This is a genomic window from Cupriavidus sp. Agwp_2 (genome assembly GCF_040784895.1).
In the GTDB taxonomy this organism is placed as follows: Bacteria; Pseudomonadota; Gammaproteobacteria; order Burkholderiales; family Burkholderiaceae; genus Cupriavidus.
This window is the reverse complement of sequence record NZ_CP088085.1, coordinates 553,099-565,584: the sequence shown is the minus strand read 5'-3', so window position 1 is coordinate 565,584 and position 12,486 is coordinate 553,099. Positions and strand designations below refer to the sequence as shown.

Annotated in this window: 11 protein-coding genes; 8 read left to right on the top strand and 3 right to left on the bottom strand. The window is 66.0% G+C overall.

Features of this window, described 5'->3' with window-relative positions; translation table 11 throughout:
• Positions 1 to 91: 91 nt before the first annotated feature.
• On the bottom strand, positions 92 to 1,453 hold the full coding sequence (locus tag LPA45_RS32880) for a serine hydrolase (protein WP_317923294.1): 1,362 nt from the start codon (positions 1,451 to 1,453) through the stop codon (positions 92 to 94).
• Positions 1,454 to 1,818: 365 nt separating this feature from the next.
• Here LPA45_RS32880 and LPA45_RS32875 point away from each other — a divergent pair, with 365 nt between their 5' ends.
• Together LPA45_RS32875 and LPA45_RS32870 are read left to right on the top strand one after the other, a co-directional pair.
• Positions 1,819 to 3,177 (top strand): MFS transporter, encoded by a 1,359-nt coding sequence (locus tag LPA45_RS32875; RefSeq protein ID WP_317923293.1) that lies wholly within the window; start codon positions 1,819 to 1,821, stop codon positions 3,175 to 3,177.
• A gap of 74 nt (positions 3,178 to 3,251) precedes the next feature.
• The gene (locus LPA45_RS32870; protein ID WP_317923292.1) at positions 3,252 to 4,007 is read left to right on the top strand and encodes an SDR family NAD(P)-dependent oxidoreductase; all 756 of its coding nucleotides are present in this window, start codon (positions 3,252 to 3,254) and stop codon (positions 4,005 to 4,007) included.
• 54 nt (positions 4,008 to 4,061) lie between these two features.
• Here the strand turns inward: LPA45_RS32870 and LPA45_RS32865 are convergent, their stop codons facing one another.
• Together LPA45_RS32865 and LPA45_RS32860 are read right to left on the bottom strand one after the other, a co-directional pair.
• Positions 4,062 to 4,856, bottom strand: a complete 795-nt coding sequence (locus tag LPA45_RS32865) for an SDR family NAD(P)-dependent oxidoreductase (RefSeq protein WP_317923291.1) — start codon at positions 4,854 to 4,856, stop codon at positions 4,062 to 4,064.
• A gap of 13 nt (positions 4,857 to 4,869) precedes the next feature.
• A complete protein-coding gene (locus LPA45_RS32860) occupies positions 4,870 to 5,664 on the bottom strand; it encodes an enoyl-CoA hydratase/isomerase family protein (protein WP_317923290.1) in 795 nt (264 codons plus the stop codon).
• A gap of 258 nt (positions 5,665 to 5,922) precedes the next feature.
• Here LPA45_RS32860 and LPA45_RS32855 point away from each other — a divergent pair, with 258 nt between their 5' ends.
• The 6 genes from LPA45_RS32855 (at position 5,923) to LPA45_RS32830 (ending at position 12,350) form a co-directional block, all read left to right on the top strand.
• Positions 5,923 to 6,720 carry an enoyl-CoA hydratase/isomerase family protein gene (locus LPA45_RS32855; RefSeq protein WP_317923289.1) on the top strand — a complete coding sequence of 266 codons (798 nt, stop codon included), beginning with the start codon at positions 5,923 to 5,925 and terminating at the stop codon, positions 6,718 to 6,720.
• A gap of 66 nt (positions 6,721 to 6,786) precedes the next feature.
• Entirely contained in the window at positions 6,787 to 7,968 is a 1,182-nt protein-coding gene (locus LPA45_RS32850) for a lipid-transfer protein (protein WP_317923288.1), read from the top strand.
• A gap of 11 nt (positions 7,969 to 7,979) precedes the next feature.
• Positions 7,980 to 9,176 (top strand): acyl-CoA dehydrogenase family protein, encoded by a 1,197-nt coding sequence (locus tag LPA45_RS32845; protein WP_317923286.1) that lies wholly within the window; start codon positions 7,980 to 7,982, stop codon positions 9,174 to 9,176.
• A 122-nt stretch (positions 9,177 to 9,298) separates the two neighbouring features.
• Positions 9,299 to 10,414, top strand: coding sequence for a CaiB/BaiF CoA-transferase family protein (locus LPA45_RS32840; protein WP_317923284.1), 1,116 nt, complete (start codon positions 9,299 to 9,301; stop codon positions 10,412 to 10,414).
• Positions 10,415 to 10,464: 50 nt separating this feature from the next.
• Complete coding sequence (locus tag LPA45_RS32835; RefSeq protein WP_317923282.1) at positions 10,465 to 11,262, top strand: enoyl-CoA hydratase/isomerase family protein; 798 nt, start codon at positions 10,465 to 10,467, stop codon at positions 11,260 to 11,262.
• 173 nt (positions 11,263 to 11,435) lie between these two features.
• The gene (locus tag LPA45_RS32830) at positions 11,436 to 12,350 is read left to right on the top strand and encodes an SDR family NAD(P)-dependent oxidoreductase (RefSeq protein WP_317923281.1); all 915 of its coding nucleotides are present in this window, start codon (positions 11,436 to 11,438) and stop codon (positions 12,348 to 12,350) included.
• The last annotated feature ends 136 nt before the right edge of the window (positions 12,351 to 12,486 follow it).

Genomic DNA, 12,486 nt, shown 5'->3' with positions numbered 1-12,486 from the left:
GGCGCCAGATCGAGGCGCTCGTCGCTTTCCAGTGTCAGGCGCCGCTGGCGGTGGAAAAGCCAGCATAATCAACCAGTCAGCGCCTGTTCCACTATCGCGATAACGTATCGGCCAGCGCGCGGAAGGCGCGAAACGTAATCGGGTTGTTGGCGGCGTTTGACGCAACCGGGTGCGACGCGTAGCGGACGATGGTCATCTCCGCCTTGGGGTCGATGTAGATGCGCTGTCCATAAACGCCCGCGGCCTGGAACATGCCATGGCTGTCGTTGGACACCCACCACATGTCGCGATAGCTCCAGCCCGGCAGATCGGCGGCCCTGTCCGAACGGGCAAACTGCCGGCGATCGCCGCCGCGGCGGATATCGGCCACGACCGATGCCTGGACGATTTGCTTGCCATTGAAGCGCCCGTTGCCCCGGATGACCTCGCCAAAGCGGGCCAGGTCGCGCAGCGTGGTGTTCAGGCCGGCCCCGCCCGATTCCGTGCCGATGCTGTCGACGGTGAAATAGGCGTCATGCTCCGCCCCCATCGGCTGCCAGATCCGCTCCGACAGGAGCTTCGCCAGCGACTGGCCGGAAGCGCGGCGCACGATCCACGCCAGCACCTCGGTATTGACGGTCTTGTAGGCGAACACGTCGTCGTGCTCGCCTTCCTTCTGCAACGTCTTCAGGAACGCGTAGAAGTTGCCGGGCCCGTTGTAGCCCGCCGGGCGGGCTACCATGCCACCGGCTCGCACGAAATCCCAGACCTCGGCCTGTGGATTGGCATAGTCCTCGGAATAGCGCACACCGATGGTCATATCCATGACCTGCCGCACCGTGGCGTCGCCATAGGCCGTCCCTGCCATCTCGGGCAGGTAATGGGTCACGGGAGCTGCCGGGTCGAGCTTGCCGTCGGCGGCGAGCATCGCAGCCAGCGTACCGACGAACGACTTTGTTACCGACATTGCGATATGGGGCGTGTGGCTGTCCAACGCGCCGAAGTAGCGCTCATAGACCACCTTGCCTTTGTGCATGACCGGGATGCCGTCGGTGTAGGTCAGCGCCAGCATCTCGTCGAACGTCCGGCGCGTGCCATCGACATCCGTAAATGCCACCGAGCCGATGTCGCGTTCCGCGCGCGGCAGCGGACTGACGGGACCGTTGCCGCGCCAGACCGAGGCAGTGGGAAGCAGCTCGCGCATATGCGAGAACCGCCAGCGATTGCGCGGGAATGTTTCGGCGCCGGGCGCATGCGTGATCAGCTTCTCTGGCGGGGGCGGGAAGCCCTGCATCCAGCCCAAGCGGACCGGATCGCTTTCCAGCGCCCCGACCAGCGTCGGCGCTGCGCCGCTGCCAGGCTGGGCGGTGCTGCCGCCAACCTGGCTCCAGACCGGCAGGCTGGCGACGCAGAGCGCCGCGCAAGCCAGAATCCGCCGGTGGGTTGCGGGTTGAAAGGGACTCTTCGGTGCCATGTTGTCTCCTTGTTGTTGTAGCGGTGAAGGGTCTTGTTTTCGTTCCCCTGCAACGCATTCTTCTCAGAAAGGTTCCTTCATTTAGCCGCATTGCTATCAACGTGCGTCCCTATCAGTTGGAGAGGGGCGCAAGCCCGAATTCGGCGTGGCCGGCGCATAAGCGCGCGACCAGAGGCAAGACAAGGGGCGTTGAAACGCCCCCCTGTCGTTTACCCTGGCCGCCTTTGACGCGTCCCCTCCCGAAAGTGGGGGAGAGCGCGGCGAAGCCACTGCGTATCGTCAAATGCGTCCACTGGCGGTCTTTGCGGTGGACCCGCGCCGCGGCCTTGGCGCCGGACTACATGACAATATTTATAGGAGACAACATGACGAACCTGTCACGCACGATCGACGTGCAGCAGTTCATCAACGAACATCGCTTTTCGCGGTATCAGTGGGGGATTCTGGTCACCTGCTTCCTGCTGATTGCCATCGACGCCTATGACAGCGTGGCCATCGGCTTCGTCGTGCCGGTGCTGTTGCGCGAATGGGGCACGACCAAGGCGGCGTTCGGTCCTGTGCTGAGCGTGGGGGTGCTGGGGCTGGCGCTCGGCGCGCTGATTGCCGGGCCGCTGTTCAACCGCACCAGCCCGAAGACGGTGATGGTCGGCTCGATGCTGCTGTTCGGCGTGTGCAGTCTCGGGACCATGACCGCGGACTCGCTCGTATCGCTGGGTGCCTGGCGCTTCTTTACGGGCATCGGCGTGGGCGCGGCAGTGCCGGGGGCGGTCACGCTGATCTACGAGTATGCGCCGACGCGCATGAGTGCTTTCCTGGTCAATACGATCGCCTGCGGTGCGCTGATCGGGGCTTCGTCGTGCGGAATCGCCGCCGCGGCCGTCGTGCCGACGTATGGCTGGACCACGGTCTTCCTGATTGGTGGCGTGGTGCCGGTCGTACTGGCCCTGTTCATGTTGGTCACCATGCCGCAGCCGCTGCAGTTCATGGTCCAGCAGGGCTATCCGGCGCCCGCCATCGCCGCGGTGCTGCGGCGCATCGCGCCTGCGGCGGACATTTCCGACGAGACCCGCTTCACGCTGCCGGCAGCGCCCGAGCCCGGCAAGGCAGGCGTTGCCGTGGTGCTTTCCAGGCAGCTGCGTATGGGCACGGCCATGCTGTGGTGCGCCTACTTCTTTGGCACCTTCGCCTATTACCTGCTGCTGGGCTGGCTGCCGACGCTGGTGCAGGACATGGGTGCCTCGCTGCAAAATTCGACCCTGATCACCGTGCTGCTGACGGTTGGCGGCATCTTCGGCACCTTCATTTTTGGCTGGCTGATGGACCGCTTCGACCGGAACACCGTGGTTGCCGGCGCCTTCGTGCTGGGCGGGCTCGGCATGTGGCTGGTCGGGCAGCAGAAAGGTGACTTGACGTGGGTGGCGACATGCGTGTTCCTTGGCGGCATCGGCCTGAGCGGCGCGCTGATGTCGATGGGCGCGGTGGCGGCGGCCTTCTACCCGGCCAGCGGCCGTTCGACGGGTATCTCGTGGATGCACGGCGTTGGCCGGTTCGGCGGCATTGCCGGTCCGATGGTTGGCGCGCTGATGTTGCGCGATGGCTTCAGCCTGAGCACGGTCTTTACGGTGGTGATGGGCTTCGTGCTGGTCTCTGCCGTGGCGCTGATGATCAAGGGTGCGGCGGCGCGGCGTGCTGCGGGGAGTGAGTTGCGCACGGAATCGGCGTAACGGTTGTTCTTGGGTGCTGCCCTCCTGCCGCGCGGCTTGTCGCGGAAAGGGCAGTTTCCTTTCGGGAGTCCCCTATGTCAGATTTGCAGGGCAAGGTCGCCATCGTGACCGGCGGCGCGGCCGGGATCGGCCGTGTGGCCGCACTGCGGTTCGCCGGGGCCGGCGCGCATGTGGTCGTCGCGGACCGGTCGGAGGCAGCGGGCCGGGAGGTCGTGGCTGAGATCGGCAAGGCGGGCGGCCAAGCCATCTTCCAGCGCGTGGACGTGAGTAGAGATGAGGACTGCGCGGCGATGGTCGAAGCCGCGCTCCATCGCTTCGGCAGGCTGGATATTGCGTTCAACAACGCGGGAATCTCCGGCCGCATCGCCCGGACCGAGGAACAGGGCCTGGAGAACTGGCACGCGGTCATCGGCGTCAACCTGACCGGCGTATTCCACTGCATGGTGCATGAGTTGCGGGCCATGAAGGCGCGCGGCGGGGTCATCGTCAATACCGCATCGGTCGCCGGGGTGAAGGGCGCGCCCTACAGTTCGGCGTATTCCGCTTCCAAGCACGGGGTGATCGGCCTGACCCGTTCAGCGGCCAGGGAGTGCGGCAAGTACGGAATCCGGATCAACGCGATCTGTCCGGGCTACATCCGGACCGCGATGGCGGATGAGATTGCCGCCGGGTCCGCGCCTGGCGCGTCGGACGTGCTGGTGGCAGCTTCCGCGCTTCGCCGGCCCGCCGAGCCGGAGGAGGTGGCAGAGCTGGTGCTGTGGCTCAGTTCGGAGAAGGCGTCATTCGTCACAGGCGCGCACTACGTCGTCGACGGCGGCCTGACGACGTGACGGGCCCGGAACGAACGGCTCAGGATGCAAGACAGTCCTGAGCCGTTTGGGGGCTTATCCCCTGGAGGCGTCGCCGTCCGCCCCGAACGCGGTCCACCCGCCATCGACCGGCAGCGTGACCCCGGTCACGTACGAAGCCCAATCCGACGCCAGAAACGCCACCGCCTGCGCGACTTCAGCGGGATACCCCAGGCGGCCCATCGGCGTGCGGCGTTCCAGCGTGGTGACGTCGAGCCGGCCTTCGCTCGTCATGGCATCGAGCGGCGGCGTGCGGATGATGGCCGGCGCAACGCCATTGACGCGGATGCCTTTCTGCGCCCATTCGCAGGCCAGCGAGCGCGTCAGCATGATCACGCCGGCCTTGGACGCGGTATAAGCGGCAATGCCGGGCCCGCCCCCGAGGCCATAGATCGAGGCGATGTTGACGATGGCCCCGCCGCCCTGTTCGAGCATCTGCGCGCCGACCGCCTTGCTCATCAGCCACGTCCCGGTCAGGTTGACGTCGAGGGTCCGCTGCCACGTTGCCGCCGGCTGCTTCACCGTGCGGCTGGCAGGTTCGAGCATCCCGGCGTTATTGACCAGGATGTCGATCCCGCCCATGTGGGCGATGGCTTCCGCCGTGATGCGCTGCACATCCGCTTCGGACGACACATCGCCGCGCAGCATCTTGCGCCCGGGCAGGTCAGGGGCTGGATTCAGGTCCGAGGCGCAGACTACCGCCCCTTGCCCGGCAAAGAATTCCGCGATGGCCGCGCCGATGCCGCTGGCGCCGCCGGTCACCAGGACCCGCTTGCCGCTGAAGTCGATAGGCGGGCTCTGGCTGGCGCCGTTGTTCATGGTGTTCCCCATTCCGTCGCTCCGCTCATTGGCCGCTAAACGTTGGCTTGCGCTTTGCCAGCAGGGCATTGACCGCCTCGCGATGGTCGTCCGACTTGCTGGCCAGCCATTCGTACGACATGCAGGTATCCATGATGGAGTGGGCAAGCTGCTTGAGGCCGATGTTGACGGACACCTTCGTCCAGCGGATCGCTTGCGAGGCCCCGGCGGCCAGGCGGTCGGCAAACTGGTTGACGCGCTCGTCGAGTTCCGCGGCCGGCACGGCATGGTTGATCAGGCCGATGCGCGCCGCGTCGGTGGCCGTCAGCGCATCGCCGGTCAGCAAGTACTCCTTGGCGCGGGCATAGCCGATCAGCTGCGGCCAGATGATGGCGCCGCCGTCGCCGGCCACCAGGCCGACATTGACGTGCGGATCGGCGAACCTGGCGGTGTCGGCGGCGAAGATCACGTCGCAGAACAGCGCGATGCTGCAGCCCAGGCCGATCGCGGGGCCGTTCACCTTGGCGATGATCGGCTTCTCGCAATCGAGCTGGGCAAAGACGATCTGCTTGCCTTCGCGGGCCGTCACGCGGAACGCCGCCGGATCGTCGAAGCCGGCCTTCACGGCCTCGAGGTCGCCGCCGGCGGAAAAGGCGCGGCCGGCGCCGGTCAGCACGATGACCTCCGACTCCGGGTCATTGTTGGCATCGATAAAGACCCGCGCCATCTCGGCGTGGAGGCCGCCGTTGAAGGCGTTGAGCTGCTCCGGGCGGTTGAGGGTGATTTCAAGCACCTTGCCGCGTCGGGCAAAGCTGATGTGCTGGTAGTCGCTGAAGTTCATGGTGTCTCCTCCTTGTTGATGGGTTTGCAACGGGTGCCTGGATGACGATAGCCAGCGCATCTTCGGTGCGCCCCTCCCCGAACGGCGGGGGAGGGCGCAACGCATGGCGCACTCTCATTCCGGCTGGCGTCCCTTCCATCCTTTTCCCTCCCTCCCCACCGCCGACGGCAAAAAAGGGAGGGGCGAAGGTTCCGTACCCCTCCCTAAGATGACTCCACAAGTGCAAATCAGGACGCTTCGCTGGAGAGGGGAATCTGCATGTCTGACAACACGGTGCTGTTGGAGAAGGTCGGCTCAACCGCCGTCATCACGCTGAATCGGCCGCACAGGAGAAATGCGCTCGACGATTCGATCAATGCGGCGATGACGGACATCGTCCGCACGGTCAGGGAAGACCGGTCGGTGACCGCGGTCGTGCTGACCGGCGCCGGCGGCAACTTTTGCGCCGGGGCGGACCTGGTCGATGGCGGCGCGGAGGTCGAGCGCGGCTTCTATGTGCGCGACCTGCTGCTGGACCACCACGGATGGTTCACCGAGCTGACCGACCTGGAAAAGCCGGTGATCTCCGCCGTCGACGGCTTTGCGACCGGTGCCGGCCTGTCGGTGGCGCTGGCGGCCGATTTCATCATCGCCAGTGACCGGGCGCGCTTTGTGTCGAGCTTCGGCCGGGTCGGCTTCATTCCCGACCTGTCGCTGATGTACGTGCTGCCGCGCCGGGTCGGTCTGGTGCGCGCCAAGGAGATCGTCTTCTCCGCCCGCGAGATCCAGGGCGAAGAGGCGGTGGCCATCGGCCTGGCCGAGGCCGTGGTGCCGGCCGACCGCCTGCGCGACGCCGCGATCGAATTCGCGCAACGCTTCGAGAACGCCCCGACCCACGTGCTTGGCATGGCCAAGCGCATCATGAACCGGACCTTCGAGACCGACCGGCATGCGCTGCTCCAGCTCGAGGCCGCGGTGCAGGGCCTGTGCGCGGCCAGCCAGTACAACGCCGAGGCGGTACGGCGCTTCTTCTCGAAGGAAGCGCCGCTGTTCCCGGGCATCCAACGCCTGTTCTGACGGGAATCCGCCGATTTCCGCCTGTTTTTATTCGTTTCAAACATCAAGACATTCAAGGAGAAAGACATGACGCAGAAAGTCGTGGTTGCCGGCGTGGGCATGATTCCGTTCAAGAAGCCGGGCCAGAGCGATCCGTATACCGTGATGGGCGCGCAGGCTGTGCGGTTGGCGCTGGCAGACGCAGGCGTGGGCTATGAGTCGGTCCAGCAGGCCTATGCGAGCTACATCTTCGGCGATTCGACTGGCGGCCAGCGTGTGCTATACGACATCGGCATGACCGGCATTCCCGTCATCAACGTCCACAACAATTGCGCCAGCGGCTCGACCGCGCTGTACCTGGCGAACCAGGCCATCGCCAGCGGCATGGTCGACATCGTGCTGGCCTTCGGCTTCGAACAGATGAACCCGGGCGCGCTGGGCACGATCTACACCGACCGTCCCGCCCCGCTGGAACTGTTCAACCGTGCGTGCGAGAGCGTGGTGCCGGACGGCGTCGCGCCCGCGCTGCAACTGTTCGGCGCCGCCGGCCTGGACCACATGAAGCGCTTCGGCACGCCGGTGGAGGCCTTCGCCAAGATCCGCGCCAAGGCCAGCCGCCATGCCGCCAACAACCCGATGGCTGTGTTCCGCACGGTGGTCACCCCCGAAGAAGTGATGACCGAGAAGGTGATGTGGCCCGGTGTCATGACGCGTTCGATGGCCTGCCCGCCTACCTGCGGCGCGGCCGCCGTGGTGCTGTGCAGCGAGGCCTATGCGAAGAAGCATGGCCTGGACACGCGTGTGTGGATCGCCGGCCAGGCACTCACCACCGACGGTGCCGAGACCTTCAATTCGGGCGACCTGCGCCACCTCGCTGGCTTTGGCATGTCGCGTGCGGCGGCCAACAGGGTGTATGAGATGGCCGGCATCGGCGCCGAAGACGTGAACGTGGTCGAACTGCACGACTGCTTCGCGCAGAACGAACTGCTGACATACGAAGCGCTCGGCCTGTGCCCGGAAGGCGGGGCCGCGAAGTTCATCGACGATGGCGACAACACCTACGGCGGCAAGTACGTGGTCAACCCGTCGGGCGGCCTGCTGTGCAAGGGGCACCCGATCGGCGCGACCGGCCTGGCCCAGTGCACGGAACTGGTCCAGCAACTGCGCGGCCAGGCGGATAAGCGCCAGGTAGAGAACGCGCGCGTGGCCCTGCAGCACAACGTCGGCATCGGCGGCGCGGCAGTGGTCACCATGTACCGGAAGGACTGACGGAGCCAGGCATGGACTTTCAAGCTGATCCCGGACTGGAGGCATTCCGCCAGGAAGTCCGCCAGTTCCTGCGGGACAAGGTGCCCGCGGACCTGAAAGGGCTGCCGCGCTGCACGCGCTCGCCGCGCGAGCAGATCCTGCGCTGGCAGAAGCTGCTGCGCGCGCATGGCTGGGGCGCGCCTTACTGGCCCGTGGCGCATGAGGGCACGGGCTGGTCGGTCGAGCAGATGCTGGTGTTCGACGACGAATGCACGGCAGCCGGCACGCCCACGCAGGACGGCTTCGTGCAGAAGATGCTCGGGCCGGTGCTGAACGCGTTCGCCACGCCGGCGCAGAAGGCCGATCACCTGCGCCCCGCGCTGGACGGCGAGCGCCTGTGGTGCCAGGGCTTTTCCGAGCCTGGCTCGGGCTCCGACCTGGCTTCGCTGAAGACCCGTGCTATCCGCGACGGTGACCACTACGTCGTCAACGGGCAGAAGATCTGGACCAGCTACGCGCACCACGCGGACTGGATCTTCCTGCTGGTAAGGACCGACAGCACTGGCAAGAAGCAGGCCGGGATCAGCTTCCTGCTGGTGGACATGACAACGCCAGGCATCACCGTGCGGCCGATCCGCAGCATCGACGACGCGCATCACCTTAACGAGACCTTCTTCGACAACGTGCGCGTTCCGGTGACCAACCTGATCGGCGAGGAGGGCGCCGGCTGGAACATCACCAAGTTCCTGCTCAACAACGAGCACGCGACCACCGCCGACCTGCCGGACCTGAAGCGCTACATGCGCGAGCTGCGCCGGTTTGCGACAGCGCTGGATGCGGGCGGCGGCAAGCTGATCGACCGGCCGGAGTTCGCGCTGAAGCTGGCGCGGCTGGATGCGGAACTGCAGGCGATCGGCATGATGGTGCAGCGCGTCGCCAGGCTGGAGATGACGCACAACCCGGCTTCGCACGTGCTGGGCTCGATGCTCAAGCTGCGTGCCACGGATTTGCAGCAGCGCATCACGGAAGCGCAGGTCGAGGCGTTGGGCGACTACGGCGCCGTGGCGTATGCGCATCTGCACGAGCCGGCACCGGCGCAGCCGTATCCGCAGGAGTCGCTGGCGCGCGGTATTGCCAACGACATGTTCCTGCGCCGTGCCGCGACCATCTACGGCGGCACGAGCGAGGTGCAGCGCGGGATCGTGGCGAAGGTGATGTTCGGGTTCTGAACGCCATGTGCAACGGTTTGCTCTCTTCTCTCACTGGCGTGGGAGAGGGGGCAACCAGACGGCACGTTGATTAGCCTTGGTAGGGACGAGCACCTGCGGCCCTGCGTCCTGGAGTGAAAAGAATGGCTTCAAACGAAAGCGGGCCCCTCAAGGGCCTGCGCATCCTCGAAATCGCCGGCCTTGGCCCGACCCCGGTCACCGGCATGATGCTGGCCGACCTCGGCGCCGATGTCGTCCTGGTCGACCGCCTGCAGCCCGGGCCGGAAGACCTCGATGTCGGCAGGCATGCGATCCAGAATCGCGGCAAGCGCTCAGTTGCCGTCGACCTCAAGACCGCCGAGGGGATCGAGACCGTGCTCCGCCTTGCAGGGCAGTGCGACGCGATGATCGAAGGGATGCGCCCCGGCGTGATGGAGCGGCTCGGGCTCGGCCCGGACGTCTGCCTGGCGCGCAATCCGAGGCTGGTGTACGGCCGCATGACGGGCTGGGGGCAGCATGGCCCGCTGGCACAGTCCGCGGGCCATGACCTGAACTATGTCGCGCTGTCGGGCGCCTTGTGGTGGTCCGGGCAGCCCGGCGAAGCGCCCATGTCGCCGCCCAGCCTGGTGGGCGACATCGGCGGCGGCACCATGTACCTGATGGTCGGGCTGCTCGCCGGCATCATGAGTGCGCGCGAAACCGGCAACGGCCAGGTGATCGACGCGGCCATCGTGGACGGCAGCGCCCACATGATGAACCTGATCCTGGGCCTGAAATCGGCCGGCGTGTTCGCCAATCAACGGGGCAGCAGCCTGCTCGACGGGCCGCACTGGTATCGCACCTATCGCTGCGCCGACGGCAATTTCGTCACGATCGCCGCGGCCGAGCCGCGCTTTCACAAGCTGTTGCTGGAGAGGCTGGGCCTGACCAACGACCCGGCATTCGCCACGCAGCACGACCAGAAGCTGTGGTCGCGGCAGCATGAGCGGCTTGCTGCGCTGATTGCCACCAGGACGCGCGACCAATGGTGCGCGCTGCTGGAAGGCACCGACGCCTGCTTCGCCCCGGTGCTCAATCCCGACGAGGCGGCGGCGCATCCGCACATGGTCGCCCGTGGCGTGTACACCGAAATCGACGGCGTGCTGCAGGCCAACCCGGCGCCGCGCTTCTCCGGCACGCCGGCCGCGCGGCCCGGGAAGGTGCCGCAGCGGGGCGAGCATACGGCATCCGTGCTCAGGGACTGGTGCAACGCCGCCTGAGCGCTGACGCCGACGCAACAAGCGGGACATGCCCGCGATAGGAGAAAAACATGCATGACAACAAAGTCCTGTTCGAGAAGGACGGCAAGACGGCGGTCATCACCCTGAATCGTCCGCAGAGGCGGAATGCGCTCGACGAGGAATCCAAGCAACTTCTGGCTGCCGCCATCCGGCGGGCGCGCGAGGACCGTGAAGTCAGCTCGGTGGTGCTGACCGGCGCTGGCGGACACTTCTGTTCCGGCGCGGACCTCAACGGCCGCGGGGAAGAGGGCGAGATGCCCTTCCTCGTGCGCGACGCGCTGCTGGGCGCCCACCGCTGGCATTCCGAATTGATGGACCTGGAGAAACCGGTGATTTCCGCCATCGACGGCTTTGCCGTCGGTGCGGGCCTGTCGCTTGCACTGGGGGCGGATTTCACCATCGTCAGCGACAAGGCGCGGCTGGTTTCTAACTTCCCGCGCATCGGCTTTGCGCCGGACCTCGGCCTGATGTACATCCTGCCCCGGCTGGTCGGGCTGGTGCGCGCCAAGGAGATCGTGTTCTCCGCGCGCGAGATCCTGGCCGACGAGGCGCTGGAGATCGGCCTGGTGCAGGCCGTGGTGTCGGCCGATCGCCTGCGGGAAACCGCCGTCGGGTATGCACGGCGCTTTGACAATGCGCCGACGCACGTGCTCGGGATGGCCAAGGGGATCATGAACCGCACGTTCGAGACGGACCGGCATGCCATGACGCAGCTCGAAACCGCCGTACAGGGCCTGTGTGCCGCCAGCAGCTACAACGCCGAGGCCGTGCGCCGCTTCTTCGCCAAGGAAGCGCCGCTTTATCCGGGCGCGGACCGGATGTTCTGACCATGGCCCGGCGTCCGTCCACAAGGGGAGGTGAAGGGCGGATGCGAGCGGCGTAACGTTAAACCGCTGCCCAGGAGGAACCGCCTGGACATTGCAGTATCGAGCAACCGGCATGCGTGGCCCGGCAAACCACCGCGCGTGCCTTTCATCATCCAGTACTTCGAGGTAATACCATGACGATTCGCTTTGACGGCCGTGTGGCCATTGTGACGGGTGCCGGCAACGGCCTGGGCCGCGTGCATGCGCTGGAGCTGGCGCGCCTCGGCGCCAAGGTCGTGATCAACGACTTCGGCGGCAGCCGCGACGGCAAGGGCGGTTCTTCCGACGCCGCGCTGGCCGTGGTCGAAGAGATCCGCGAGGCCGGCGGCCAGGCTATCGCCAACGGTGCCAACGTTGCCGACTTCGAGCAGGCCACCGCCATGGTCGAACAGGCCAAGGCCGAGTTCGGCCGCATCGACATCCTGATCAACAACGCCGGCATCCTGCGCGACAAGACTTTCTCCAAGATGGAGATGGCCGATTTCCGCGCCGTGGTCGACGTGCACCTGATGGGCTCGGTGTATTGCACCAAGGCCGTGTGGGAAACCATGCGCGAGCAGAACTACGGCCGCGTGCTGATGACCACGTCGGCGGCCGGCCTGTTCGGCAACTTCGGCCAAACCAACTATGGTGCAGCCAAGATGGCCGTGGTCGGCCTGATGAACATGCTGGTGACTGAAGGCAAGAAAAACGACATCCGCATCAACACGCTGGCACCGATGGCGGCCACGCGCATGACCGAAGACGTGCTGCCGGAAGATATTCTCAAGGCGACCGGTCCGGAGCAGGTGACGCCGGGTGCGCTCTTCCTGGTCAGCGAAGACGCGCCGAACAAGGTTATCCTTGGCGCCAGCGGTAGCGTGTTCTCGACCATCCGGCTGCAGGAAACCGCGCCGGTGTACATCCCGCGCGAGGAACTGTCGGTGGATGCCGTGGCGGCGCACTTTGCACAGATCAACGACTGGAGCGCGTCGGCCCATCGCGACGACGCCAACCAGCAGGTGCATGCGTTCGTCACCACGATGATGCAGCATGCCAAGGCTGCCTGATCTGGCGGAGCCGGACTTGTTGTCCTGAGCATGGGAATCCCGGTCGGCGGTCGGGGTTCCCTTTGTGCATTCATGTGCATTGGAATGCGATCCGCATCGAAGCGTTGCGCTTACGGTGCGGACTGAGAAGAAAGGA